Raw genomic sequence first — 25,369 nt, 5'->3', positions numbered from 1 at the left:
GGATGTCGGGGGTCGAACGTAGACTCGAGGACGTGGCATCCGACTCCTTCGTTCACCTGCATGTGCACAGCGAGTACTCGATGCTCGACGGCGCCGCCCGCATCGGCTCGATGGTCGAAGAGGCGGCCCGGCTCGAGATGCCGGCCATCGCCGTCACCGACCACGGCAACACGTTCGCCGCCTTCGAGTTCTACAAGACCGCGAAGGCCGCCGGCATCAAGCCGATCATCGGCATCGAGGCGTATGTGACCCCGGGCACCCACCGCTCCGACAAGGCGCGCGTGCGGTGGGGCACGCCCGAGCAGAGCGACGACGACGTGTCGGGGTCGGGCGCCTACACCCACATGACCCTGCTCAGCGAGACCAGCGAGGGCATGCACAACCTGTTCCGGCTCTCGAGCCGGTCGAGCCTCGAGGGGTACTACTTCAAACCGCGGATGGACCGCGAGCTGCTGCAGGACTACAGCAAAGGCCTGATCGCGACCACCGGGTGCCCATCCGGCGAGATCCAGACCCGGCTGCGCCTGGGGCAGTACGACGCGGCACGGGCGGCGGCCGCCGAGTTCCAGGACATCTTCGGTCGCGACAACTACTTCTGCGAGATCATGGACCACGGTCTCGCGATCGAGCGACGGGTCACCGGCGACCTCATGAAGATCGCCAAGGACCTGCAGATCCCGCTCGTGGCCACGAACGACCTGCACTACACGCACCAGCACGACGCCACCAGCCACGCCGCCCTGCTGTGCGTGCAGTCCGGGTCCACGCTCGACGACCCGAAGCGGTTCAAGTTCGACGGCGACGGGTACTACGTCAAGTCGTCGGCCGAGATGCGGCAGGTCTTCCGCGACCACCCTGAGGCGTGCGACACGACGCTGCTGATCGCCGAGCGCTGCAACGTCGAGTTCAACACCAGCGCGAACTACATGCCGCGCTACCCGGTCCCCGACGGCGAGACCGAAGAGAGCTGGTTCATCAAAGAGGTCGAGAACGGACTGCGCTTCCGCTACCCCGACGGCATCCCCGACGCGGTGCGCAAGCAGGCCGACTACGAGTGCGGCGTCATCGCGCAGATGGGCTTCCCGGGCTACTTCCTCGTCGTCGCCGACTTCATCAACTGGGCGAAGGACAACGGCATCCGCGTCGGTCCCGGCCGCGGTTCCGGCGCAGGGTCGATGGCCGCGTACGCGATGCGCATCACCGATCTCGACCCGCTCAACCACGGCCTGATCTTCGAGCGGTTCCTGAATCCCGACCGCGTCTCGATGCCCGACTTCGACGTCGACTTCGACGACCGCCGCCGCGCCGAGGTGATCCAGTACGTCACCGAGAAGTACGGCGACGACCGGGTCGCCCAGATCGTCACCTACGGAACGATCAAGGCCAAGCAGGCGCTGAAGGACGCCGGCCGCGTCCTCGGCTTCCCGTTCAGCATGGGCGAGAAGCTCACCAAGGCGATGCCCCCTGCTGTGATGGGCAAAGACATGCCGCTGGGCGGCATGTTCGACCCGCAGCATCCTCGCTATAAAGAGGCATCCGAGTTCCGCACGGTCATCGAGACCGATCCCGAGGCCAAGACGGTGTTCGACACGGCCGTGGGGCTCGAGAACCTGAAGCGGCAGTGGGGCGTGCACGCGGCCGGCGTCATCATGTCCAGCCACCCGCTGATGGACATCATCCCGATCATGAAGCGGGAGCAGGACGGCCAGATCGTCACGCAGTTCGACTATCCCGCCTGCGAGACCCTCGGCCTCATCAAGATGGATTTCCTGGGGCTTCGCAACCTCACGATCATCAACGACGCGCTCGACAACATCGAGGCCAACCGCGGCGTGCCGCTCGTGCTCGAAGAGCTGCCGCTCGACGACCGGCCGTCGTACGATCTGCTCGCCCGCGGCGACACGCTGGGCGTGTTCCAACTCGACGGCGGGCCGATGCGGTCGCTGCTGCGGCTGATGAAGCCCGACAACTTCGAAGACATCTCGGCCGTCATCGCGCTGTACCGGCCGGGCCCGATGGGCGCGAACTCGCACATCAACTACGCACTGCGAAAGAACGGCCAGCAGGACATCACGCCGATCCACCCCGAGCTGGCAGAGCCCCTGCAGGACATCCTCGAGACCAGCTACGGCCTGATCATCTACCAGGAGCAGGTCATGGCCATCGCCCAGCGCGTGGCCGGCTTCTCGCTCGGCCAGGCCGACATCCTGCGACGTGCGATGGGCAAGAAGAAGAAGTCCGAGCTCGACAAGCAGTACGAGGGCTTCCACCAGGGAATGATCGACCGCGGCTACGGCGAGGGTGCGATCAAGGCGCTGTGGGACATCCTGCTGCCGTTCTCGGACTACGCGTTCAACAAAGCGCACTCCGCCGCGTACGGCCTCGTCTCGTACTGGACCGCATACCTGAAGGCCCATTACCCCGCCGAGTACATGGCCGCGCTGCTGACCAGCGTCGGCGACTCGAAGGACAAGCTCGCGCTGTACCTCAACGAGTGCCGCCGCATGGGCATCAAGGTGCTGCCGCCGGACGTCTCCGAGTCGATCAAGTACTTCGCGGCCGTGGGGGAGGACATCCGCTTCGGTCTGGGCGCCGTCCGCAACGTCGGCTCGAACGTCGTGGACGGCATCGTCCAGGCACGGCAGGAGGGGCCGTACACCTCGTTCCACGACTTCCTGCGCCGGGTGCCCACGCACGTCGCGAACAAGCGCACGGTCGAATCGCTCATCAAGGCGGGCGCGTTCGACTCGATGGGCGACACGCGCCGCGCCCTGGTCGAGATCCACGAGGATGCGACCGAGGCGGCCGTGCTCGACAAGCGGCGCGAGGCCAACGGCGAGGTCGGCTTCGACTTCGACTCGCTGTGGGGCGACGACGAGCCGCAGCACGACAGCAAGGTGCCCGACCGCCCCGAGTGGACCAAGAAGGACAAACTCGCCTTCGAGCGCGAGATGCTCGGGCTGTACGTGTCGGACCACCCGCTGGCCGGGCTCGAGATCCCGCTGGCAAAGCACGCGTCGATCAACATCCACGATCTGATCAACAGCGAAGACATGCGGGACGGCGACCAGGTGACGATCGCGGGGCTGGTCACCAGCGTGCAGCACCGGGTGGCCAAGCAGAGCGGCAACCCGTACGGCATGATCACCGTCGAGGACTTCAACGGCGAGGTCACGGTCATGTTCATGGGCAAGACCTATGCCGAGTTCCAGCTGATGCTGCAGGCCGACTCGATCCTGGTCGTCCGCGGCCGCGTCTCGCGGCGTGACGACGGCATGAATCTGCACGCGCAGTCGTGCTTCGCGCCCGACCTCGGCGTCGTGGACGCGTCGGGCCCGCTCACGCTCACGATGCCCGAGCACCGCGCCACGCAGCGCGTGGTGGGCGACCTCGCCGAGATGCTCAAGCGTCACCAGGGCGACACCGAGGTGACGCTGCGGCTGTATCGCGGGGGCTCGGCGAAGGTGTTCGAAGTGCCCCTTCCTGTGCGGGTCACCGCAGATCTCTATGGAGAGCTCAAGGGACTGCTCGGCCCCAATTGCCTGGGATAGGTGCTCGGATAAGATCGGACGGCGTCGTGCCACGGGCCCGCGCCCATCGGAAGGAGACCGCCGTGACGGATGATCAGAACAAGGATCCGGGGGACGCCGCGGCCGCGTCGCCCGACGACGGGGTGAAGGATGCCGCGGCCTCCGGTACGGCGGACGCCTCAGGCTCCGCGGGCAGCGCGTCGGACGCCGCCGGGAATCCTGCCGCCGCCGCGCCCGCGCCTGACGTTTCGGCGCCCGACGCCGCGCCGTACGACACCCCGGTGTTCGACTCCGGCGCATCCGACACGCCCGAGGCCGGCGCATCCGCGCAGGACGGGGCCGCCGCCGCGGCCGCCGCTTCTGCGGCCGGCGTTGCGGACACCGAGCCCGTGCAGTACGGCATCGGCCCGTTCTCGCTGCGCGAGGTGATCCTCATCGGAGTGTGGGTCGTCGCGTTCGTCGTCTCGTTCTTCTCCACGACCTCCTACGTATTCAGCTCGGTGTGGACGCACGGCATCGACTGGGTGCTCGCGATCGGTGTGCCCACCGTCGCCGTCTTCCTGCTGGTCCTGCGCCGGCTCTCGCCGTCGGGCATCCGCCGCGTGGGCTCGCTCGGCATCGACCAGTTCGCCGCCGTCGCCTTCAGCGTCGCCGCGATCGTCTGGCTCCAGATGCTGTGGTGGCAGGTCGCCGTCGTGATCACGAGCAGCGGCGCGCGTCCCGAAGCGGGCATCGGGCTGGTGGGAGTGCCGTGGTTCACCACGTGGGTCCCGTGGGTCGAGCTCATCATGATGCTCGCGGGCGTCGTGCTGACCGTGTTCGCCCCGCTCATCCCGGGCCTGCGCGAGGACTTCCAGCACCGCCCCGAGACCGTCTCGCACCGCAACGCGCGCATGGCGCGCCCGGTGCTGCCTCGTCCTCGGCCGGTGCCCTCGTCGGTCACCGGCATCACTCCCGCACCCGCGCCCGCACCGGTCGACTCCGCCCCCGCCGAGCCGGTCGACGACGGCGGCCCCGGCGACCGCGGCGAGCCGCAGGCCGAGGTCGAGGCATCCGACGCCGACGCCACCACCGCCATCCCCGTCACCGCCCACCAGGCGTTCTGGGCGCTCGTGCCCGAAGAGCGCGACGTCGTCGACGAGCACGGTGTGCCGCTGTTCCGGATCGGCCCGACCGCCTGGGCCCTGGTCATCGAGGACCGCGGGTCGTCGTACGTCGTACGGCACGAGGACGGGCGCGTCGGATTGCTCAACGACGTCTCGGGGGTCACGCGCGGGTGACCGCCTGACGCACGCGTTCACGCGGCACGGTGCGCGACATCCCAGCGGCTAGCCTGGAGGGATGCTGCGCACCATCGACCTTCGCGGTCACACGCTGTCGCCCGCCGAGCTGCTGGCCGCCGTGCCGCGCGCGCAGGCGGCCCGCGCCGACGCGCTGACGGCCGCCGCGCAGATCGTCGACGACGTCGCCGCCCGGGGGGAAGCCGCGCTGCGCGAGCAGGCCGAGCGCTTCGATCACGTCCAGGGCCACCCGATCCGGGTACCCGAGTCGCACCTCGACGAAGCCCTGGCCCGGCTGAGCGACACGGTGCGCGCCGCGCTCGAGGAGTCGATCCGGCGGGTGCGCATCGCCTCCGCGGCGCAGGTGCCGGCCGGCACCGTGACGCGTCCGGCGGCCGGCGGCGTGATCGAGCAGCGGTGGCGGCCGGTGCGTCGCGCGGGCGTCTACGTGCCCGGCGGCAAGGCCGTCTATCCGTCCAGCGTCGTGATGAACGTCGTTCCCGCGCAGGTCGCCGGCGTCGGCGAGGTCGCCCTCGCCTCGCCCCCGCAGGCCGAGTTCGGCGGCCGGGTGCACCCCGACATCCTGGCGGCGGCGCGACTGCTCGGCGTCACCGAGGTCTATGCGATGGGCGGCGCCGGGGCCATCGGCGCATTCGCGCACGGCGTCGCCTCGCTGGGCCTCGACCCGGTCGACGTCGTCAGCGGCCCGGGCAACAACTTCGTCGCGGCCGCCAAGCGCGCCGTGGCCGGGCTCGTGGGGGTGGATGCCGAGGCCGGCGCGACCGAGATCCTGATCGTGGCGGATGCCGCGGCCGACCCGGCGCTGGTCGCCGTCGACCTGATCAGCCAGGCCGAGCACGACGAGCAGGCCTCGGCCGTCCTGGTCACCGACAGCCCGGAGCTGGCCGCGCGCGTGCACGACGAGGTCGCCGCGCGTGTCGTCCTCACGCACAACGGGGCGCGCGCACGCGAGGCTCTCGACGGGGTGCAGTCGGCGATCGTGCTCGTCGACGACCTGGACGCTGCGACCGCGTTCAGCAACGCATACGCGCCCGAGCACCTCGAGCTGCATCTCGCCGACCCTCACCCCGACGCGTTCGTCAACGCCGGAGCGGTATTCGTCGGCGCGTACTCGCCGGTGAGCCTGGGAGACTACCTGGCCGGCAGCAACCACGTCCTGCCCACCGGCGGGCAGGCCCGCTACGCCGCGGGGCTGTCGGCATCCACGTTCCTGCGGCCCCAGCAGGTCATCACCTACGACCGCGACGCGCTGGCGGCGGTCGCCGACCACATCGTCACCCTGGCGAACACCGAGGTGCTGCCCGCCCACGGCGAAGCGGTCACCGCGAGGTTCGCGGGGTAGTCTGTCGCCTGATGCACTGCCCCTTCTGTCGTCACCCCGATTCCCGCGTCATCGACTCGCGCACCAGCGACGATGGCCTCAGCATCCGTCGCCGCCGGCAGTGTCCGGAGTGCGGCGGTCGCTTCTCGACGGTCGAGACGGCGAGCCTCACGGTCGTCAAGCGCTCGGGCGTCGCCGAGCCGTTCAGCCGTGAGAAGGTCGCCGCCGGCGTGCGCAAGGCCTGCCAGGGGCGCCCCGTGACCGACGACGATCTGGCGCTGCTGGCGCAGAAGGTCGAAGAGGTCGTCCGCGGCACCGGCGCCGCCCAGATCGACACGAACGACATCGGCCTGGCGATCCTCGGCCCGCTGCGCGAGCTCGACGAGGTCGCGTACCTGCGCTTCGCGAGCGTGTACCAGGCGTTCGATTCGCTCGACGACTTCGACGAGGCGATCGCGCAGCTGCGCGCCGACCACGCGCGCACACGGGCCGCCGAGGGCTGACCGATACCCTGGAGGGGATGTATCCCTTCTTCTTCCGCGCGTTCCTGTCCCACCTCGACGCGGAGTTCGCGCACCACTGCGGCATGGCCGTCGTGCGCGTACTCGGCGTCCGGCCCTTCGCCTGGGTGACGCGCAGGCTCACCGCGCCCGCCCCGCAGCTGCGCACGAGCGCCCTCGGTCTCGCCTTCGAGTCGCCGTTCGGCGTCGCGGCGGGGTTCGACAAGAACGTCGTGGGCGTGCGGGGGCTGACCGCGCTGGGCTTCGGTCACGTCGAGGTCGGCACGGTCACCGCGATCCCGCAGGACGGCAACCCGAAGCCGCGCCTGTTCCGGCTCCTCCCGGACCGCGCGGTGGTCAACCGCATGGGATTCAACAACCGGGGTGCCGAGGCGGCCGCGGTCCGGCTCAGGAGACTGCGGCGCGGACGGCGCCACCGCGGCGTCATCGGCGTCAACATCGGCAAGAGCCGTGTCGTCGACGTCGCCGACGCGACGGCCGACTATGTGCGCAGCGCCACCCTGCTGGCACCGCTGGCCGATTACCTCGCCGTCAACGTCTCCTCGCCCAACACCCCGGGACTGCGCGGGCTGCAGGCGGTCGAGACCCTCCGTCCCCTGCTGCAGGCGGTGAAGGATGCCGCAGGCCCGACGCCCCTGCTGGTCAAGATCGCGCCCGACCTGCCCGACGACGAGATCGCTGCGATCGCGACGATGGCCGTCGACGAGGGTCTGGCCGGCATCATCGTGACCAACACGACGATCTCGCGCGAGGGCCTGGTCACCGATCCCGCCGTCGTCGCGGCCGCGGGCGAGGGCGGGCTCTCGGGTGCGCCGCTCAAACAGCGGGCCCTCGAGGTGCTCCGTGCGGTGCGAGCGGTCGTGCCGGGCACGTTCACGGTCATCGCCGTGGGCGGCGTCGAGACGGCGGCCGACGTGCAGGAGCGATTGGATGCCGGGGCCAACCTGGTGCAGGGCTACACGGCGTTCCTGTACCGAGGCCCGTTCTGGGCGCGGCAGATCAACCGGGGCCTGGCCGCCATCGGCCGTACCCCGTGAGGTGCGGGGCGGCGGCGCCGGCGCGGACCCGCGCTACCGACCGGGTGCGGACGCCGGCTCAGTGCGGGTACTGCCCGCGCTTGACCTGAGGCTTGGGGAGCCGCATCCACCGCATCTGGATCGTGCGCATCGCGCCGTACCAGCCGAGACCGCGCTCGCGGCGATCGCCGAACTTGTGGGTCGCGGCCTTCTTGACACGGAACGACGTGATGACCATGTCGATGACCACCAGCAGCACGAACAGCCACAGCACGTACATGCTGATCAGCTGGATCTCGGTGATCTGCACCACCATCGTGATGATCACGAGGATCATCAGCGGCATGATCAGCTCGCCCAGGTGCCACCCGGCGTCGATGAAGTCGCGCACGAAGCGGCGCTGGGGCCCCTTGTCGCGCACGGGCAGGTACTTGTCCTCGCCGGCGGCCATGCCGATGCGGGCGCGCTCGCGCTGCGTGGCCATCTCGGCCTTCTGCCGCTGCCGCGCCTCTTTCGTGTCGGGCACGAGCGGTCGCTTGCGCGCGGCCTCCTGGTCGGCGCGCGACGGGGTCGGCCGGCCCTTTCCGAAGGTCGGGGCGTCGTCGGCGGCGTCCTCGGCGGCGGGCTGGGCGGTCTTCTTGGACACGGATGATCCTCGGTCTCGATGAACGGGTGCCCTTAAGATTACCCGCATGACATCTGAGCAGTCCCGACCCGAAGCAGTCCGCGACGCTGCGGAAGACGGCATCCCCGCAGCCCTCGCCGATCTGGGGAGCCTCGTGCGCATCCCGTCGGTCGCCTTCCCCGGGTTCGACCGGGCCCAGGTGGAGCGTTCCGCCGAGGCGGTGAAGGCCCTCGTCGAGGGCACCGGGCTGTTCGAACGGGTCGAGATCCGCGACGCCGCCATCCCCGGGACCGACGAGCGCGGGATGCCGGCGGTCCTGGCCACTCGCGCGGCGCGCAACGGCCGGCCGACGATCCTGCTGTACGCCCACCACGACGTCCAGCCGGTCGGCGACGAGGCGCTGTGGGAGTCGTCGCCGTTCGAGCCCACGGTGCGCGACGGCCGCCTGTACGGCCGGGGCGCCGCCGACGACAAGGCCGGCGTCATGGTGCACGTGGGCGCGCTGCGGGCGCTGCGGGCGGCCCTCGGCGACGATCTCGACCTGGGAGTGGCCGTGTTCATCGAAGGCGAGGAGGAGGCCGGCTCGCGATCCTTCGCGCAGTTCCTCTCCGACAACGCCGACGCCCTGCGCGCCGACGTGATCGTCGTGGCCGATTCCGGCAACTGGGACGCCGTGACCCCGGCGGTCACGGTGTCGCTGCGCGGCAACGCCCGCTTCACCCTGAGGGTGCGCACTCTCGAGCACGCATCGCACTCCGGCATGTTCGGGGGAGCGGTGCCCGACGCGATGATGGCGACCGTGAAGCTGCTGGCAACGCTGTGGGACGAGGATGGCGCCGTCGCCGTCGACGGGCTGACGGTGCGGGATGCCGCCACGCCCGAGTACACCGAGGCGACGCTGCGCGACGAGGCGGGGCTGCCGGCCGGGGTGAGCCCCATCGGGCGGGACAGCATCCTCAGCCGCATCTGGAACAAGCCGTCGATCACCGTCACAGGCATCGATGCGCCCACCGTCGTGAACGCCTCCAACACCCTGAGCCCCGAGGTGAGCGTCGTGATCAGCGCCCGAGTGACGCCGGGCCAGCCCGCGCGCGACGCGTACGAGGCCATCGCCGCGCACCTGCGCGCGCACGCGCCGTTCGGTGCCGAGCTCACGTTCGCCGACGTCGACTTCGGCGACGGCTTCCTCGTCGACACCAGCGGCTGGGCGGTGCAGGACGCGCGCGCCGCCCTGCAGGACGGGTACGGCGTCGCGCCGGTGGACCTGGGTGTCGGCGGATCGATCCCGTTCATCTCGGATCTCGTGCGCGAGTTCCCCGAGGCGCAGATCCTGGTGACCGGCGTCGAGGACCCGCACGCACGCGCACACAGCCCGAACGAGTCGCTGCACCTGGAGACGTTCCGCCACGCGCTGCTCGCCGAGGCGCTGCTGCTGGAGCGCCTGGACGCGAGGGCGCTCTGACGAGGGCATCCCGTCTCGGTGACACGCCCCGATGACACGGTCCGGGCCGCGGGCCGGGGCCGTGTCATCGGGGCGTAGACTCGAGGCGCCCGCTCTGCGATACCTGGAGGAATCACATGACAGACACGGCACTGACCACCGAACAGACGGTGCGTGAGCACGGTGTGCTGCTGACCGACGCCGCTTCGGACAAGGTGAAGAGCCTGCTGGCACAGGAAGGTCGTGACGACCTGCGCCTTCGTGTCGCCGTGCAGCCCGGCGGCTGCTCGGGACTGATCTACCAGCTGTACTTCGACGAGCGATTCCTCGACGGCGACCACGCGGTCGACTTCGACGGGGTGGAGGTGATCGTCGACGAGATGAGCATCCCGTACCTGGACGGCGCGACGATCGACTTCAAGGACACGATCTCGGAGCAGGGCTTCACGATCGACAACCCGAACGCCGCCGGCTCCTGCGCATGCGGGGACAGCTTCCACTGATCCGACGGTGATCTCACCGGCTGCGGCCGGCGTTCGGCGTACCCCTCGGAGGGTGCGTGCGGACGCCTCTCGTCGCCCTTCGGGGCTGGACGAATGGCCAGAATCCGGTGGGAGCTTGCTCTAGACTTGCCACTGTCACAACCTTGAATCCGGAAAGGTGCATCGTGCCCTCGAAACGTCGCCTGCGCTGGCTCGCTCTCCCCTTGGGAGGTGCCGCGGCCGTCCTGCTGGCCGGATGCACGTCCACCCAGCTCCATGGGTTCCTGCCCGGGTTCGAGGACCCGAACGCACAACCCGCGACCAACCGCACCGAGATGGTCGCCTCGCTGTGGACGAACTCGTGGATCGTCCTGCTGATCGTCGGCCTCATCACGTGGGGCCTGATGCTCTGGGCGATGATCGCGTACCGGCGCCGCAAGGGTCAGACGGGTCTGCCGGTGCAGCTGCGCTACAACATGCCGATCGAGATCTTCTACACGGTGGTCCCCTTCATCCTCGTGGCCGGCATGTTCGCCTTCACGGCGCGCGACCAGGCGATCATCGAGACGCAGGACCAGCACCCCGACGTGTCGGTGGTGGCGATCGGCAAGCAGTGGTCGTGGGACTTCCAGTACAACGGCAAGGCCGCCGACAACTCCGACGCGGTGTGGACGATGGGCACGCAGGCCGAACCCGACAAGAACGGCAACGTGGACCAGGCGGCCCTGCCCACGTTGTACCTGCCGGTGAACGAGACCGTGCGCATCAACCTCGAGTCGCGCGACGTCGCCCACTCGTTCTGGATCATCGATTTCCTGTACAAGAAGGACCTCTACATCGGCCGGGACAACTCGTGGTCCTTCACGCCGACCCGCGAGGGCACCTTCCAGGGCAAGTGCGCCGAACTCTGCGGCGAGTACCACTCCGCGATGCTCTTCCGCGTGAAGGTCGTCAGCGCCGGCGAGTACCAGCAGTACCTGACGACCCTGCGTGACAAGGGCAACACCGGCGACATCACCGGGGCGTACGACCGCCTCAGCAACGAGCCCGGAACGGGCGCTCAGACCGAGGGAGAGCACTGATGGCCACCACCCTCCCGCTCCAGGAGCACACGAAGGGGCACAACACGACGCTGCCGCCGCGTCAGGCCGCGCTGATGAGCGCGACCCGCGTGGGTTCGAAGGGCAACATCGTCGTCAAGTGGATCACGTCCACCGACCACAAGACGATCGGGTACATGTACCTGATCGCGTCGGTGATGTTCTTCATGCTCGGCGGCGTGATGGCGCTGATCATCCGCGCCGAGCTGTTCGAGCCGGGCATGCAGATCATCCCGACGAAGGACCAGTTCAACCAGCTGTTCACGATGCACGGCACGATCATGCTGCTGATGTTCGCGACGCCGCTGTTCGCCGGGTTCGCCAACGCGATCCTGCCACTGCAGATCGGGGCGCCCGACGTCGCGTTCCCGCGGCTGAACGCGTTCGCGTTCTGGCTGTTCCTGTTCGGCTCGTCGATCGCCACGGCGGGCTTCCTCACGCCGCAGGGCGCGGCGGCATTCGGCTGGTTCGCGTACCAGCCGCTCGCGAACGCCACGTTCTCGCCCGGCGCCGGCGGCAACCTCTGGATGCTCGGCCTCGGCATGAGCGGTTTCGGCACGATCCTCGGCGCGGTGAACTTCATCACCACCGTGATCACGATGCGCGCCCCGGGCATGACGATGTGGCGCATGCCGATCTTCTCCTGGAACACGCTGATCACCAGCATCCTCGTCATCATGGTGTTCCCAGTGCTCGCCGCCGCGATCCTGGCGGCCGCCGCCGACCGCGTGCTGGGCGCCCACATCTACGATGCCGCGAACGGCGGGGTGCTGCTGTGGCAGCACCTGTTCTGGTTCTTCGGCCACCCCGAGGTGTACATCATCGCGCTGCCGTTCTTCGGCATCGTCTCGGAGGTGTTCCCGGTCTTCAGCCGCAAGCCGATCTTCGGGTACAAGACCCTCGTCTACGCGACCATCTCGATCGCGGCGCTGTCGGTGTCGGTGTGGGCGCACCACATGTACGTCACCGGCGCGGTGCTGCTGCCGTTCTTCTCGCTCATGACGATGCTGATCGCAGTGCCCACGGGCGTGAAGATCTTCAACTGGCTGGGCACGATGTGGCGCGGCTCGGTCACGTTCGAGACGCCGATGGTGTTCGCGATCGGATTCCTCGCGTCGTTCGTGTTCGGCGGGCTCACCGGGGTCATCCTCGCCTCGCCGCCGCTGGACTTCTTCCTGTCCGACTCGTACTTCGTGGTGGCGCACTTCCATTACGTGGTGTTCGGCACGGTCGTGTTCGCGATGTTCTCGGGCTTCTACTTCTGGTGGCCGAAGTGGACCGGCAAGATGCTCAACGAGCGACTGGGCATGATCCACTTCTGGATGCTGTTCATCGGCTTCCACATGACCTTCCTCGTGCAGCACTGGGCCGGCGTCGACGGCATGCCCCGTCGCTACGCCGACTACGCCCCGTCCGACGGCTGGACCTGGATGAACCAGGTCTCCACGATCGGCGCGATGCTGCTGGGTTCGTCGATGATCCCGTTCCTGCTGAACGTGTGGATCACTGCGCGCAACGCGCCCCGGGTGACGGTGAACGACCCGTGGGGCTATGGCGCATCGCTGGAGTGGGCGACGAGCTGCCCGCCGCCGCGGCACAACTTCACGTCGATCCCGCGCATCCGCAGCGAGCGGCCCGCGTTCGACCTGAACCACCCCGAGGCAGCCGAGCCGATCGGCGCGACCCTCGTCGGTGCCGGTACGAGTGGAGAGGCCAAGTAAATGCGCGCGAATGCCGTCATCTGGTGGGTGATCTGCGCCTTCTTCCTGATCGTGGCCGCCGTGTACACGCTCTGGAACATCCTCGAACACCCCGACATCGTCTGGTACCACGCGGTGGAATGGGTCGGTTCGATCGGGCTGCTGTTCGTGGCCTTCATGTCTGCGCTGATCGCGTTCTACCTCGGTCGCGTGCGCAACGCGCAAGGCGGTGAGCTGCCCGAAGACATCCTGACGGCTGACATCGACGACGGCGACCCCGAGCTGGGCGAGTTCTCGCCGTGGTCGTGGTGGCCGATCGTGCTCGCCTTCTCGGCGGGACTCGCGATCGTGGGCTTCGCTGTCGGCACCTGGATGATCCCGATCGGCGTGGGCGTGTTCGCCGTCGCGATCGTCGGCTGGGTGTACGAGTACTATCGCGGGTACTTCGCCCGCTGAGCAGTCGCACAGGGCCGCCGGCACCGGGTTCTCCGGGCCGGCGGCCCTGTGCTGTGCCCGCAGTCGTGCTGTAGATGCCCATCGTGGGTGTCGGTGTGCATCGCGGTGCGGTCGACACTTCATCGGCGTCGGTGCGCCGTCGGTGCCCGTGCGCTGCGGTCCGGTCGGTCGTCGGTGCGTCGTCGGGCACGTCGGCACCCGCGGGCACGTCGCCACCTCGGGAACGTCGGCGCTCGGTATGTCGGGCCCGTTAGGGCGTCGGCACGTCAGAGCGTCGGCACGTCAGAGCGTCCATGCGTCGGGTGCGCGTCGACACGTGCGCGGCTTGACTCCCGGGGCGGCATGCCGCCGTGTCATCGCCGTCCTCGTCGTTGAACGCGGATGTCGCGCAGGTGGAGCCGGGGGCCCGTTCCTGCACGATCCGACTCTGCCGCACGGCCGGGGCCGCGAGTGAGCTGCTTGACTGTCGCCATCGCAGGAAGAGTCGAGACGGACACGGGGGTCATCGCAGACGGCAAGGGCCCGGAATGTGCGGTCCCATACGGTCGCCTCGGGGGTCTGGAAGCCGACCGTGCGGGGACGGCGTTCGTGCCCCTGGGCATCGTGCGGCCCATGTGGCCGCTCGGACACAAAGTGACGAGGCCCCGGACCGCGATGCGATCGGGGGCCTCGTCGGCGGGGGAGGGGGCTACTTCTTCCCGTCCCCGTTGTTCTCTTCTTCGTCCTCGGCGAGCACCGTCGTCGGGCGGACCGGGATCTCGCCGGTCTTGCCATCGACGTCGACCGGGTGCAGCGGAGCCTCGGGGTGCCCGGCGCGCTCGTGCGCGCCCTGGATCTCGGCGTCCGTGACCGTCGTCATCTGCTCGAGGGCGTGGTGCTGGTGCGCGACGGCCGAGTCGAGCTCGCCCTGCGTGACCGGCGTCAGGCGGTCCTCGAAGAACCAGCGCGACATCCCGGCCCGGACGTTCTGCCAGAAGCCGATCCGGCCCTGGGCGTTCGGGCGCACCACGAGCGGCTCGTACGTCTCGTAGTCGACGAGCTTGAAGCGGTCGAAGTGGTCGACGGGACGGTGCACTTCGATGAACTCACCGCCGGGGAGACGGACGATGCGGCCGGATTCGTAGCCGTGCAGGACGATCTCGCGGTCCTTCTTCTGCAGCGCGATCGCGATGCGCTTGGCGACGAAGTACCCGATGATCGGGCCGAGGATCAGCAGACCCTGCAGCGTGTGGATCACGCCCTCCATCGTCAGCTGGAAGTGCGTGGCGATGAGGTCGGACGAGGCCGCCGCCCACAGCACGGCGTAGAAGACCACGCCGGCCACGCCGATGCCCGTACGCGTCGCCGCGTTGCGCGGGCGCTGCGCGATGTGGTGCTCGCGCTTGTCGCCCGTGACCCAGGCCTCGATGAACGGGTAGATCAGCACCAGCACGATGAACAGGCCGAGCACCAGCACCGGGAGGATGATGTTGAACGACCAGGTGTGGTCGAGCCAGACGAACTCCAGATGCGGCGGCACGAGACGCAGCGCGCCGTCGGCGAAGCCGATGTACCAGTCGGGCTGGGTGCCCGCCGAGACGGGGGACGGGTCGTACGGACCGTAGTTCCAGATCGGGTTGATCGTGAACAGCGATGCGATCAGGACGATCACGCCGAAGGTGATGAAGAAGAAGCCACCCATCTTCGACATGTACACCGGCATCATCGGGTAGCCGACGACGTTGCTGTTCTTGCGGCCGGGGCCGGCGAACTGCGTGTGCTTGTTGATCACCATCAGCATGAGGTGCAGCACGAGCAGCCCGACCAGGATCGCCGGCAGCAGCAGGATGTGCAGTGTGTACAGACGCCCGACGATCTGGTTGCCGGGGAACTCTCCGCCGAACAGCAGGAACGAGGTCCAGGTGCCGATCAAGGGCAGGCCCTTGACCATGCCGTCGATGATGCGAAGGCCGTTGCCCGAGAGCAGGTCGTCGGGAAGCGAGTACCCGGTGAAGCCCTCGGCCATGGCGAGGATGAACAGGATGAAGCCGATCACCCAGTTCAGTTCGCGCGGCTTGCGGAACGCACCCGTGAAGAAGATGCGCAGCATGTGCACGCCGATGCCGGCGACGAACACGAGCGCGGCCCAGTGGTGGATCTGGCGCACGAGCAGTCCGCCGCGGATGTCGAACGACAGGCGCAGAGTGGAGTCCAGCGCCGCCGACATCTCGACGCCGCGCATCGGGATGAACGAGCCGGCGTAGTGCGTCTCGACCTGTGACGCCTGGAAGAAGAACGTCAGGAACGTGCCCGAGAGCAGGATGACGACGAAGCTCCACAGCGCGATCTCGCCGAGCATGAACGACCAGTGGTCGGGGAAGATCTTGCGCCCGAGCTCCTTGACGAAGCCGGAGAGGCTCGTGCGCTCATCGATGTAGTTCGATGCCCACCCGACGAAGCGGCCGCCCAGCGGCTTCTCCTTGGTTTCCTCCTGGAACCGGGAGGTGGCGGATGCGGTACTCAATGGCGCTCCCAGAAGCTCGGACCGACGGGTTCGTGGAAGTCGCTCTGCGCGACGATGTAGCCCTCGCTGTCGACCTCGATCGGCAGCTGCGGCAGCGGACGGGCCGCGGGGCCGAAGATGACCGCGGCGTTGTGCGACACATCGAACTGCGACTGGTGGCAGGGGCACAGCAGGTGGTGCGTCTGCTGCTCGTACAGCGCGACCGGGCAGCCGACATGGGTGCACACCTTGGAGTAGGCGACGATCCCGTCGAAGCCCCAGTTCTCGCGGCCGGGGGCCGGGTGCAGCTGGTCGACCGGCAGGCGCATGAGCAGCACGATGGCCTTGGCCTTCTGGTCGAGGTAGCCCTCCGCGGCCGTGAGCTTGGCCAGGTCTTCGGGGATGACGTGGAACGCCGAGCCGAGGGTGACGTCGGACGCCTTGATCGGCACACCGCTCGGGTCGTGCGCGAGGCGCATCCCCTTCTTCCACATGGTGTGGCTGAGCAGATACACCGGGTCGCCGGCGTACGGGCTCGACGGCTTGCTGTGCGGCGCCAGACCGCGGAACAGCACGATGCCGGGCACCACCGAGGCCACGACCGCCGCGATCAGCGAGTTGCGCACCACGGCGCGCCGGCCGAAGCCGGACTCCTCGTTGGCGTCGGCGAACGCCTTGATGCTCGCCTCGCGCGTCGAGTCGCGACCGCGTGTCGCATGGCGCGGCTCGACGAACTCCTTGTCGGACATGATCGCCTTGGACCAGTGGATCGCGCCGATGCCGATCGCCAGCAGCGCCAGGGCGATGCCGAGTCCGATGAACATGTTGTTGTGGCGGATGCTGACCGTCTGGCCGTCTTCGATCGGGAAGATCATGTACGCGGCAACGGCCCAGATGCTGGCGGCCACCGACAGATAGAACAGCGTGTACACCGTGCGGACCGCGCGCTGCATGGCGGCCGGGTCCTTGTCGGTCTGGCGCTCACGGTGCGGGGCGAGCTCTTCGTTCTGCACCGGGTCGGGGACCGCGACGGCGAGCCCGGGGGAGGGCTTCCACGAAGCCCTCTCGTGCTCGAGCGGGTCTTCCTCGTGTGCCATGGTGCTCCTCGTGCGTGGGATTTCGGGATGTGACGGTCAGTTGGACTTCGCGGTGATCCACACCGTGACGGCGATCAGCGTGCCGATGCCGAAGATCCAGATGAACAGACCTTCGGCCACGGGGCCGAGCGAACCGAGGGCGAAGCCGCCGACCGACTCGTGCTGCTGCAGGTACAGGAGGTACGAGATGACGTCGCGCTTGTCCTGGAGGTTCAGGTTCAGGTCGCTGAACACGGGCATGTTCTGCGGGCCGGTGACCATCGCTGCATACATGTGCAGCGGGCTCGTGCCGCTCAGAGCGGGGGCGAACTTGCCCTCGGTGAGCGCACCGCCGGCGCCGGCGACGTTGTGGCACATGGCGCAGTTGGTGCGGAAGATCTCAGCACCCTCGGCCACGTTGCCCTTGCCGTCGAGGGTCTCTTCCGACGGGTAGGCGGGACCGGGCGAGACCGACTGGACGTACGCGGCCATCGCGCGGATCTGGTCCTCGGTGAACTGCGGCGGCTTCTGCATGGCCTGCGGGCCCTGCATCGCCAGCGGCATGCGACCGGTCGAGACCTGGAATTCGACGGCGAGCTCGCCGACACCGTAGAGCGACGGTCCGCTCTCGGTGCCCTGCAGGTCCATGCCATGGCAGGTCGCACAGTTCGCCTGGAACAGCTTCTTGCCGTCGTCGACGGTCAGGGCGGTCGCCGACGTCTGTGTGTCGTTGGTCGCGGCGACGGCGGCCGATGCGCCGGCGTACACGCCGCCGGTCATCAGGAGCCCGACGCCGATCAGGACGACCGCTGCCAGTCTGCTGCGGCGCCCAGAGGCGCGACGCTTCTTCTCACGTGCCATTTCGGATGAGGCCTTCGCTTCTTATTTCAGGAAGTAGATGACGAGGAACAGGGCGATCCAGACGACGTCCACGAAGTGCCAGTAGTACGACACGACGATCGATGTGGTCATCTCCTTGCGCCCGAAGTTCTTGACGGCGTAGGCACGTCCGATCACCAGCAGGAACGCGATCAGGCCGCCGGTGACGTGCAGGGCGTGGAAGCCCGTCGTCAGGTAGAACGCCGAGGCATAGGCATTGGCCTGGATCGGCATTCCCTCCATCGACAGCGTCGCGTACTCCCACACCTGACCGGACACGAACACCGCGCCCATCGCGAAGGTGAGGAAGAACCACTCGACCATCCCCCATCGGTACTTGGGGGTGCGGGTGGTGTAGGGCTGGAACCGCTCCGCGGCGAACACGCCCATCTGGCAGGTCACCGACGAGAGCACGAGGATGATCGTGTTCACGGCGGCGTACGGCACGTTGAGGTGCTGCGTCATCTCCGCCCACAGGCCGGGAGACGTGCTGCGCAGCGTGAAGTAGATCGCGAACAGACCCGCGAAGAACATCACCTCGCTGCCGAGCCAGACGATCGTGCCGACGGCGACCGGGTCGGGTCGCTTCACAGTGCGCAAAGCCTGATTGAAAGCTGCTGGGGTCGTCACGCTCCCCATTATGGCCGATTCCGGTCGTTCGTATTCGCATCCGAGGACCCGATTCGCCCTCGGCTGCGACTGATCGGCGGCTCTGAGTGTGCCGAACGATCCGCCGGGAAGCCCTCGCGAACCGCTGGGAGCACCCTGAGAAAGGCCGGTGAGCGCCGGGATGGGGCAGGGTGTCACACAAGGGCCCCGTGCTCGGCGGGTTGCAACACGATCGATATCCTGTCGGCATGGCAGAACTCATTTCGTGGCCCCAGATCCTCACGACGCTTCTCGAGGGCCGCGATCTGAGCGTCTGGGAGGCGACCTGGGCGATGCGCGAGGTGATGGCCGGGCGCGCGACGCCGTCGCAGCTGGGCGGCTTTCTGATCGCGCTGCGCAAGAAGGGCGAGACCGTCGACGAGATCGTCGGGTTCCGCGACGCCATCCTCGAAGCGGCCCTGCCGCTGCCGGTGGATGCCGATGTCCTCGACATCGTGGGCACCGGCGGCGACCGCGTGGGCACGGTCAACATCTCGACGATGTCGGCGATCGTGGCCGCCGCCTCCGGCGTTCCCGTCGTCAAGCACGGCAACAAGGCGGCCAGCTCCTCGTCCGGCTCGTCGGACGTGCTCGCCGCCCTCGGCCTGGACCTGTCGCTCGCGCCCGACAAGGTGGCCGAGACGCTGCGCCGCACCGGGCTCACGTTCGCGTTCGCGTCGGCGTTCCACCCGGGCTTCCGGCACGCCGGGCCCACCCGTGCCGAGCTCGGCGTGCCGACCGTCTTCAACTTCCTCGGCCCCCTGTGCAACCCCGCCCGCGCCGAGGCGAACGCCGTCGGAGTCGCCCAGCTCGACCGCGTCCCGCTGATCACCGGCGTGTTCCGCACGCGTGGCGCCACGGCGCTCGTGTTCCGCGGCGACGACGGGCTCGACGAGATGACCACGACCGGGCACAGTCGGGTGTGGGAAGTGAGCCTCGGCGACATCCACGAGCACGACATCTACCCGCCCGACCTCGGCATCCCGCTGGCCGACCTCGGCGATCTGGTCGGCGGCGACCCGCAGCACAACGCCGACGTCGTGCGCCGCACGCTGGGCGGCGAGACGGGGCCGGTGCGCGACATCGTGCTGCTGAACTCGGCGGCGGGCCTGGTCGCCTACCGCCTGTTCCGCGAGCCCACCCAGGTTCAGCGCCCGATCGTGGACCGGCTGCGCGATGCGATGGAGGTCGCAGCGCAGACCATCGACAGCGGGGCTGCGGCCGCGAAGCTCGAGGAATGGGTGGCCGCGACGAACTCGTACGCGGCCTGAGGGACGGCCATGCACCCGCGCGAGGCGCTCGAGCAGATCGCATACCTGCTCGAGCGCGAACGTGCGTCGCGGTACAAGTCGAAGGCGTTCCGCGCCGCAGCCGCCGCGATCGACGGCCTCGACGACGCAGCACTGCGCGATCCCGCGCTGCGCCGACGCAAGGGCATCGGCGAATCGACCTTCGCCGTCATCCAGCAGGCGCTGGCCGGCGAGGTGCCCCGCTACCTCGCCGAGCTGCGCGCGCATGCCGGCACGGCCGCCGACTCCGCGCTGCGTCCGCTGCTGCGCGGCGACCTGCATGCGCACAGCGACTGGTCCGACGGGCTGACGCCCATCGAGCCGCTGGTGGCCGCCGCTCGCGCGCTCGGCCACGAGTACCTGGCCCTGACCGATCACTCGCCGCGGCTGCGCGTGGCCAACGGGCTGTCGGCGCAGCGGCTGCGCGCCCAGCTGGAGGCGGTGGCCGAGGTGGACGCCGCTGTGGACGGCATCACGCTGCTGTCGGGGATCGAAGTCGACATCCTCGAGGACGGGACCCTCGACCAGGACACCGCGCTGCTCGACGAGCTCGACGTGGTCGTGGCGTCCGCGCATTCGAAGCTGCGGATGGACGCGGCGCCGATGACGGCGAGACTGGTGGCTGCGGCATCCCACCCTCAGGTGGACGTGCTCGGCCACGTCACGGGCCGGCTCGTGGAGGGGGCGCGCGGCACGCGCCCGCCGTCGGCGTTCGACGCACGCGCGGTGTTCGAGGCGTGCGCCGCACACGGGGTGGCGGTGGAGATCAACTCGCGACCCGAGCGGCAGGATCCGCCAGACGATCTGCTGGCTCTGGCGCTGCAGGTCGGATGCCTCTTCTCGATCGATTCGGATGCGCACGCGCCCGGGCAGCTCTCGCTCATCGACCACGGCGCGGTGCGGGCCGAACAGGCGGGGGTGCCCGCCGACCGGATCGTGACGACGTGGCCGCTCGAACGGCTGCGGGAGTGGACGGCGCGTCCGCGCTGACCGTACGCGCGACCGCGCCCCGCCGGGGAGTGCCGGCGGGGCGCGACGCCGGATCAGCGGCCGTGCGGTGCGGGCGCGTTCGCGCGCAGCACCTCGAGGCGCTTGCGGTACTCGACCTCGTCGATGTCGCCCTGCGCGAAGCGCTCGGCGAGCGTCGCCTCGGCCTGGCGGCCGGGATCGATGCGGCCGTGCGGGCCGTACCCGTCGTTCATCGCGGCGCGGCGCCAGCGCCGACCGAAGACGGCGAACAGCACGACGAGCACGACGATCCAGAACAGCGGGATGAGCAGGAACCACGGACCGAAGAACGGGCCGCCCCAGTGGGCGGCGTGGACGGCCGGGGCGGCCAGTGCAGTGATCATGATGTCCCTCTCGTGTGCCGGGTCGCGACGGTCGCGACCCATGGCATCGAGTCAACGCCGGACGCGGCATCTGCGAATCCGCCACCGGGAGTGACTTGTCCTGCTCCAGCCGGAGTACGCCCCCGGTCGCCGCTACTGCCAGCCGGGAATGATCAGGCCGGACTCATAGCCGATGACCACCAGGCGGGCGCGGTCGCGCGCGTGCAGCTTCTGCATGATGCGCGAGACGTGCGTCTTCGCCGTGAGCGGTGACAGGAACAGGCGCTCGGCGATCTCGTCGTTCGTCAGTCCCTGCGCGACCAGCTTCAGCACCTCGGTCTCGCGCTCGGTCAGCTCCGCGAGCACGCCGGGGTCGGGCGCGTCGCGCAGGCCGCCGGCAGCGCGCTCCAGCAGGCGCCTGGTCACGCCGGGCGAGAGCAGCGCATCGCCGGCGGCGACCACGCGTACGGCCCGGATGAGGTCGACCGGATCGGTGTCCTTGACGAGGAAGCCGCTGGCCCCGGCCCGGATGGCGCGGGCGACGTACTCGTCGAGCTCGAACGTCGTGACGATCACGACGCGGACGCCGGCCAGCGCCGGGTCGGCGGCGATCTGCTCGGTGGCCCACAGCCCGTCGCCGTCGGGCATCCGGATGTCCAGCAACGCGACATCCACCGCCGTCTCGTGCACGCGGCGCAGCAGCTCCTGCCCGCCCGACGCCTCGACGACCACCTCGATGTCGGTCTCGGAGTCCAGCAGGGCGCGGAAGCCGGCACGGACGAGCTGGTGGTCGTCGGCGATCGCGACGCGGATCATGCCGCACCCTCCCACGGCAGCAGCGCGATGATGCGCGTGCCGCCGAGCGGGCCGCGCTCGACCTGCATGGTGCCGCCCAGCAGCGCAGCGCGCTCGCGCATGCCGCGGATCCCGCCGCCTGCCGGGCGGTCGTCGGCGCCGACGCCGTCGTCGTCGACGATGACCGACAGCAGCGCGCCGTCGCGATGCAGCCGCACCACGGCGCGCGAGGCCTCGGAGTGGCGCACGACGTTCGTCAGGGCCTCCTGCACGATGCGGTACACGGCGGTCTGGACGCTGCTGCGCGGCGCGTCCCCGGCCAGGTCGTCGTCCAGGGCGACCGTCAGCCCGTGCCCGGTGCGCTGCGCCACGAGCCCGGCGACCTCGGCCAGCTGCGGCTGCGGGCTCAGCGGCGCCGCCGAGCCGGTGGCGGCGTCGTCGCCGCGCAGGATCGCGAGCACGCCGCGCACCTCGTCCAGTCCCGTCGCCGACAGGCTGCGGATGTTGGCCAGGGCCTCTCGGGCACGCTCCGGCTCCCGGTCGAACAGGTGCAGGCCGACGCCGGACTGGACGGCGATCTGGCTGAGGGAGTGCGCCAGCACGTCGTGCAGCTCGCGGGCGATGCGGGTGCGCTCGGCCTGCTCGCTCGCGGCGCGGCGCTCGGCCAGCTGCACCCGGTGCCGCACGGCGCGCTCGATCCGGTGCCGGATGCCGGCGCCCACCGCGAAGCAGAGTCCGAGCAGCAGCGTCGCCAGCGCGATGCGGAACGGATGCCACAGCTGCCCGTTCAGCCCGCCCGCGGCGACGGCGACGAGCCAGGCCGCACCCGTCGAGCCGAGCGCCCAGACGAGAGCGCCGCGCACCACCGCCCCGACGATCGCGAACGCCAGGGCGATCGGCGGCGGCCCCGCGTCGGGCGGTACGAACAGGCCGGCGAGGGTGAGGGCCGCCACGAGCGCCACCGTCGGGCCGGGCAGCGCGCGAGCTGCCAGCAGGGCGAGGGCGGATGCCGCGGCCAGCACGGCGCCGAGCAGCGCCCATGCCGGCTCGACCCGGGACCACAATCCCACGCCGACGGTCGCCGGCACCTGCACCAGGAACGACACCACGACCGGCGCGTACAGCGTCACGCCGGGTGGCGGGCGGAACCGGGGGACGGTGTCGTCCCAGCGCTGCCGGGGCATGGGCCCAAGGCTACTCGTGCCGTCCGCGCCGCTCATCGTCCGGCGGGAGGGCGTGCGGGTACTCCCCGCGGAGTACGGTGCAGTCCGGTCCGCGGCTCGCGACGGCACTGCCGCTCAGCGGGCGGCGACGGCGGCGAGGGCGTCGAGGGCCCGGGTCATGGCCGTCGTCAGCCCCCAGGTCGCGGCGAACTCCTCGACGATCCCGCGACGCTCGGCGCCGATCGCCGTCAGCGGCGCGGGCGTGGCGTCCACGGGCGCATCGCAGGCCACCCGCACCACGGCCGGGGCCACCTCGAGGTAGGGCGCCGCCTCGAGGATCCGCGCGCTCACCCGCGCCGACATCCCCTCGCCCGCTCGTGCCGCCGTCACGATGCCGTCCAGCGTGCCGTGGGCCTGCAGCAGCGTCGCCGCCGACTTCTCGCCGATACCCGGCACGCCCGGCAGCCCGTCGGACGGGTCGCCCCGCAGAGTCGCGAAGTCGGCGTACTGGGCGGCGTGGATGCCGTACTTGCCGACCACGACCTCGTCGGTGACGACATCGAGATTGCTCATGCCGCGGGCCGTATAGACGATTCGCACGTCGCGGTCGTCATCGACGAGCTGGAACAGGTCGCGGTCGCCGGTGACCACGTCCACGGGCGTGGTCGCGCGTGTGGCGAGCGTGCCGATCACGTCGTCGGCCTCGAATCCGGATGCGGCGGCAATGGGGATCCCGAGGTGCGCCAGCGCCTCGCGGATCAGCGGCACCTGGGCCGTCAGCGCGTCGGGGACCTCTTCGACGTCGTGGCCGCCGGGAACCTCTTCGGCGACCCGGTGCGCCTTGTAGGTCGGGATGAGCGCGACCCGCCACGCGGGCCGCCAGTCGTCGTCCCAGCAGGCGACGACGGCAGCGGGCCCGTATGTCGAGACGAGCTTCGCGATGATGTCGAGGAACCCGCGGACGGCGTTCACGGGGGTGCCGTCCGGCGCGGTCACCGACGACGGCACCCCGAAGAAGGCGCGGAAGTAGAGGGAGGCGCTGTCAAGAAGCATGAGGCGGTCGGTCACGGCTCGATCTTGACATGCGCGGCGGGTCCGCGGCATCCCTCTTCTTCTCGCGCGCGCAGCTTCTTCGCGGGCTCGCGCTCAGCCCGCACCCGCGTCCGCAGCGAGAGTGTCGTGGATGCGGTGCAGGTCGACCAGGAGCGAACCGACCAGAACCCAGTGGCCGGAGCGCGGAGCGCCGACCGTGAGCGGGCGGGTCAGGGCCGGCTCGTCCGCGTCTTCCGGCGCGACGTCCGACGCCTCTTCGAGGCGTTGCAGATGCAGCCGCACGTCGTGCGCGGCGCGCTGCAGCTGCTCGGCGATCGCTGTGACGGTGGGCTCGACGTGCAGGGTGTCGTCGTAGCGGTCCGCGAACGTGCGGGTCATGCCGATCGCCTGGGTCACGATGGTCGAGTAGCGCTCCAGCAGGCTGTGCAGTTCGGCGAGCTCGGTGCGGTGGCGGCCGGCACGGGGATTGAGCGTGAGGGATTCCTGTGCGGTGTCGATAGCCTCGGCTGCCGCCTCGCGCATCGGCCGCAGCAACCGGGCGGTGACCAGCAGCTCGTTCAACTGGGCCGGCGTCTGCGTGCGGGCCAGCGCGAGCGCAAGCCTGTCCAACGTGTCGGCGAGCTCCGCGCCCAGCTGGTCGACCCGGGCGTGGACGGGGGAGACCGACAGCGGCGGGACGATCGCGATGTTCACGATGAACCCGATGACCGCGCCGATCATCGTCTCGAGGATGCGGTCCACCGCGTAGCCGTTCGCGGTACCGCCGATCGTGAGCACGAGCATGGCGCTGATGGCGACCTGGTTGGCGGTGCCCGAGGTCATCCGCAGCGCCCAGGCCAGCAGCAGGGCGAGCGTGATCGCCAGCAGCACGATCCAGGTGCCGTTGCCCAGGAACAGTCCGAGTGCAGCGGCCACCCCGACGCCCACGATCACGCCGACCGTGCGCTCCACAGCCTTCGCGAACGTCTGGTTGACACTGGGCTGCACCACCAGCAGAGCGGCGATGGCCGCGAACACGGGGGCGGGCCCGGGGATGATCCATCCGGCGACGAGCCATCCGGCGACGGCGGCGACCGCCGACTTCAGCACCTGCAGCAGGGGCGCGCGCCGAGTGGCGCGGAACGTGGCCGTCAGTCGCATGCGTCCACGGTATGCGACCG

At 69.7% G+C, this 25,369-nt stretch carries 22 protein-coding genes; 12 read left to right on the top strand and 10 right to left on the bottom strand.

The window, feature by feature from the left end:
- Window positions 1–2: 2 nt before the first annotated feature.
- The 5 genes from dnaE (at window position 3) to AC3RX0_RS07065 (ending at window position 7,710) form a co-directional block, all read left to right on the top strand.
- Window positions 3–3,551 carry a DNA polymerase III subunit alpha gene (dnaE, locus tag AC3RX0_RS07085; protein ID WP_491505208.1) on the top strand — a complete coding sequence of 1,183 codons (3,549 nt, stop codon included), beginning with the start codon at window positions 3–5 and terminating at the stop codon, window positions 3,549–3,551.
- Window positions 3,552–3,613: 62 nt separating this feature from the next.
- Window positions 3,614–4,810, top strand: a complete 1,197-nt coding sequence (locus AC3RX0_RS07080; protein ID WP_491505207.1) for a hypothetical protein — start codon at window positions 3,614–3,616, stop codon at window positions 4,808–4,810.
- Window positions 4,811–4,871: 61 nt separating this feature from the next.
- Window positions 4,872–6,173: a histidinol dehydrogenase gene (gene hisD / locus AC3RX0_RS07075; RefSeq protein WP_491505206.1), complete on the top strand. Its 1,302-nt coding sequence runs from the start codon at window positions 4,872–4,874 to the stop codon at window positions 6,171–6,173.
- 11 nt (window positions 6,174–6,184) lie between these two features.
- On the top strand, window positions 6,185–6,655 hold the full coding sequence (gene nrdR, locus AC3RX0_RS07070) for a transcriptional regulator NrdR (RefSeq protein WP_491505205.1): 471 nt from the start codon (window positions 6,185–6,187) through the stop codon (window positions 6,653–6,655).
- A gap of 17 nt (window positions 6,656–6,672) precedes the next feature.
- Window positions 6,673–7,710: a quinone-dependent dihydroorotate dehydrogenase gene (locus AC3RX0_RS07065; protein WP_491505204.1), complete on the top strand. Its 1,038-nt coding sequence runs from the start codon at window positions 6,673–6,675 to the stop codon at window positions 7,708–7,710.
- A 58-nt stretch (window positions 7,711–7,768) separates the two neighbouring features.
- On the opposite strand, the gene AC3RX0_RS07060 is transcribed toward AC3RX0_RS07065, so the two are convergent.
- Entirely contained in the window at window positions 7,769–8,335 is a 567-nt protein-coding gene (locus AC3RX0_RS07060) for a DUF3043 domain-containing protein (RefSeq protein WP_491505203.1), read from the bottom strand.
- A 46-nt stretch (window positions 8,336–8,381) separates the two neighbouring features.
- On the opposite strand from AC3RX0_RS07060, the gene AC3RX0_RS07055 reads away from it, so the two are divergent.
- The 5 genes from AC3RX0_RS07055 to AC3RX0_RS07035 all read left to right on the top strand — a co-directional run bounded on the left by AC3RX0_RS07055 (window position 8,382) and on the right by AC3RX0_RS07035 (window position 13,493).
- Complete coding sequence (locus AC3RX0_RS07055; protein WP_491505202.1) at window positions 8,382–9,776, top strand: dipeptidase; 1,395 nt, start codon at window positions 8,382–8,384, stop codon at window positions 9,774–9,776.
- A 116-nt stretch (window positions 9,777–9,892) separates the two neighbouring features.
- Window positions 9,893–10,258: an iron-sulfur cluster insertion protein ErpA gene (gene erpA, locus AC3RX0_RS07050; protein WP_491505201.1), complete on the top strand. Its 366-nt coding sequence runs from the start codon at window positions 9,893–9,895 to the stop codon at window positions 10,256–10,258.
- A gap of 164 nt (window positions 10,259–10,422) precedes the next feature.
- Window positions 10,423–11,319 (top strand): aa3-type cytochrome oxidase subunit II, encoded by an 897-nt coding sequence (gene ctaC / locus AC3RX0_RS07045; protein ID WP_491505200.1) that lies wholly within the window; start codon window positions 10,423–10,425, stop codon window positions 11,317–11,319.
- Window positions 11,319–13,058, top strand: coding sequence for an aa3-type cytochrome oxidase subunit I (gene ctaD / locus AC3RX0_RS07040; RefSeq protein WP_491505199.1), 1,740 nt, complete (start codon window positions 11,319–11,321; stop codon window positions 13,056–13,058). The genes ctaC and ctaD overlap by 1 nt, the downstream gene beginning before the upstream one ends.
- Complete coding sequence (locus AC3RX0_RS07035; RefSeq protein WP_491505198.1) at window positions 13,059–13,493, top strand: cytochrome c oxidase subunit 4; 435 nt, start codon at window positions 13,059–13,061, stop codon at window positions 13,491–13,493.
- A 688-nt stretch (window positions 13,494–14,181) separates the two neighbouring features.
- On the opposite strand, the gene qcrB is transcribed toward AC3RX0_RS07035, so the two are convergent.
- The 4 genes from qcrB to ctaE are packed head-to-tail and all read right to left on the bottom strand — an operon-like array spanning window position 14,182 to window position 18,569.
- Window positions 14,182–15,996: a cytochrome bc1 complex cytochrome b subunit gene (gene qcrB / locus AC3RX0_RS07030; RefSeq protein WP_491505197.1), complete on the bottom strand. Its 1,815-nt coding sequence runs from the start codon at window positions 15,994–15,996 to the stop codon at window positions 14,182–14,184.
- Window positions 15,993–17,072, bottom strand: coding sequence for a cytochrome bc1 complex Rieske iron-sulfur subunit (gene qcrA / locus AC3RX0_RS07025; RefSeq protein ID WP_491505196.1), 1,080 nt, complete (start codon window positions 17,070–17,072; stop codon window positions 15,993–15,995). The genes qcrB and qcrA overlap by 4 nt, the downstream gene beginning before the upstream one ends.
- A 36-nt stretch (window positions 17,073–17,108) precedes the next feature.
- Window positions 17,109–17,912, bottom strand: a complete 804-nt coding sequence (gene qcrC, locus AC3RX0_RS07020) for a cytochrome bc1 complex diheme cytochrome c subunit (protein WP_491505195.1) — start codon at window positions 17,910–17,912, stop codon at window positions 17,109–17,111.
- Window positions 17,913–17,933: 21 nt separating this feature from the next.
- A complete protein-coding gene (ctaE, locus tag AC3RX0_RS07015) occupies window positions 17,934–18,569 on the bottom strand; it encodes an aa3-type cytochrome oxidase subunit III (protein WP_491505194.1) in 636 nt (211 codons plus the stop codon).
- Between the two features lie 218 nt (window positions 18,570–18,787).
- Here ctaE and trpD point away from each other — a divergent pair, with 218 nt between their 5' ends.
- Entirely contained in the window at window positions 18,788–19,849 is a 1,062-nt protein-coding gene (gene trpD, locus AC3RX0_RS07010; protein WP_491505193.1) for an anthranilate phosphoribosyltransferase, read from the top strand.
- A gap of 9 nt (window positions 19,850–19,858) precedes the next feature.
- On the top strand, window positions 19,859–20,857 hold the full coding sequence (locus AC3RX0_RS07005) for a PHP domain-containing protein (RefSeq protein ID WP_491505192.1): 999 nt from the start codon (window positions 19,859–19,861) through the stop codon (window positions 20,855–20,857).
- Between the two features lie 53 nt (window positions 20,858–20,910).
- On the opposite strand, the gene AC3RX0_RS07000 is transcribed toward AC3RX0_RS07005, so the two are convergent.
- The 5 genes from AC3RX0_RS07000 to AC3RX0_RS06980 form a co-directional block, all read right to left on the bottom strand.
- The gene (locus AC3RX0_RS07000) at window positions 20,911–21,219 is read right to left on the bottom strand and encodes an SHOCT domain-containing protein (protein WP_491505191.1); all 309 of its coding nucleotides are present in this window, start codon (window positions 21,217–21,219) and stop codon (window positions 20,911–20,913) included.
- A 132-nt stretch (window positions 21,220–21,351) separates the two neighbouring features.
- A complete protein-coding gene (locus AC3RX0_RS06995) occupies window positions 21,352–22,014 on the bottom strand; it encodes a response regulator transcription factor (RefSeq protein ID WP_491505190.1) in 663 nt (220 codons plus the stop codon).
- Window positions 22,011–23,177, bottom strand: coding sequence for a sensor histidine kinase (locus AC3RX0_RS06990; RefSeq protein ID WP_491505189.1), 1,167 nt, complete (start codon window positions 23,175–23,177; stop codon window positions 22,011–22,013). Before AC3RX0_RS06990 ends, AC3RX0_RS06995 begins: the two co-directional genes overlap by 4 nt.
- Before the next feature lie 114 nt (window positions 23,178–23,291).
- On the bottom strand, window positions 23,292–24,224 hold the full coding sequence (locus AC3RX0_RS06985; protein WP_491505188.1) for a 5'-3' exonuclease: 933 nt from the start codon (window positions 24,222–24,224) through the stop codon (window positions 23,292–23,294).
- A gap of 78 nt (window positions 24,225–24,302) precedes the next feature.
- A complete protein-coding gene (locus AC3RX0_RS06980) occupies window positions 24,303–25,349 on the bottom strand; it encodes an FUSC family protein (RefSeq protein WP_491505187.1) in 1,047 nt (348 codons plus the stop codon).
- Window positions 25,350–25,369 lie beyond the last annotated feature (20 nt).

The sequence above is a fragment of the Microbacterium sp. W1-4-2 genome (assembly GCF_058349885.2).
The sequence above is the reverse complement of the archived record's forward strand: the minus strand, read 5'-3'. Positions and strand labels throughout refer to the sequence as shown.

Bases quoted from the DNA above. Each gene is read 5' to 3' on its own strand.
- dnaE (WP_491505208.1), top strand. From the start codon at position 3: ATGTCGGGGGTCGAACGTAGACTCGAGGACGTGGCATCCGACTCCTTC.
- hisD (WP_491505206.1), top strand. From the start codon at position 4,872: ATGCTGCGCACCATCGACCTTCGCGGTCACACGCTGTCGCCCGCCGAG.
- nrdR (WP_491505205.1), top strand. From the start codon at position 6,185: ATGCACTGCCCCTTCTGTCGTCACCCCGATTCCCGCGTCATCGACTCG.
- AC3RX0_RS07065 (WP_491505204.1), top strand. From the start codon at position 6,673: ATGTATCCCTTCTTCTTCCGCGCGTTCCTGTCCCACCTCGACGCGGAG.
- AC3RX0_RS07055 (WP_491505202.1), top strand. From the start codon at position 8,382: ATGACATCTGAGCAGTCCCGACCCGAAGCAGTCCGCGACGCTGCGGAA.
- erpA (WP_491505201.1), top strand. From the start codon at position 9,893: ATGACAGACACGGCACTGACCACCGAACAGACGGTGCGTGAGCACGGT.
- ctaD (WP_491505199.1), top strand. From the start codon at position 11,319: ATGGCCACCACCCTCCCGCTCCAGGAGCACACGAAGGGGCACAACACG.
- AC3RX0_RS07035 (WP_491505198.1), top strand. From the start codon at position 13,059: ATGCGCGCGAATGCCGTCATCTGGTGGGTGATCTGCGCCTTCTTCCTG.
- qcrA (WP_491505196.1), bottom strand. From the start codon at position 17,072: ATGGCACACGAGGAAGACCCGCTCGAGCACGAGAGGGCTTCGTGGAAG.
- qcrC (WP_491505195.1), bottom strand. From the start codon at position 17,912: ATGGCACGTGAGAAGAAGCGTCGCGCCTCTGGGCGCCGCAGCAGACTG.
- ctaE (WP_491505194.1), bottom strand. From the start codon at position 18,569: ATGGGGAGCGTGACGACCCCAGCAGCTTTCAATCAGGCTTTGCGCACT.
- trpD (WP_491505193.1), top strand. From the start codon at position 18,788: ATGGCAGAACTCATTTCGTGGCCCCAGATCCTCACGACGCTTCTCGAG.
- AC3RX0_RS07005 (WP_491505192.1), top strand. From the start codon at position 19,859: ATGCACCCGCGCGAGGCGCTCGAGCAGATCGCATACCTGCTCGAGCGC.
- AC3RX0_RS07000 (WP_491505191.1), bottom strand. From the start codon at position 21,219: ATGATCACTGCACTGGCCGCCCCGGCCGTCCACGCCGCCCACTGGGGC.
- AC3RX0_RS06995 (WP_491505190.1), bottom strand. From the start codon at position 22,014: ATGATCCGCGTCGCGATCGCCGACGACCACCAGCTCGTCCGTGCCGGC.
- AC3RX0_RS06990 (WP_491505189.1), bottom strand. From the start codon at position 23,177: ATGCCCCGGCAGCGCTGGGACGACACCGTCCCCCGGTTCCGCCCGCCA.
- AC3RX0_RS06980 (WP_491505187.1), bottom strand. From the start codon at position 25,349: ATGCGACTGACGGCCACGTTCCGCGCCACTCGGCGCGCGCCCCTGCTG.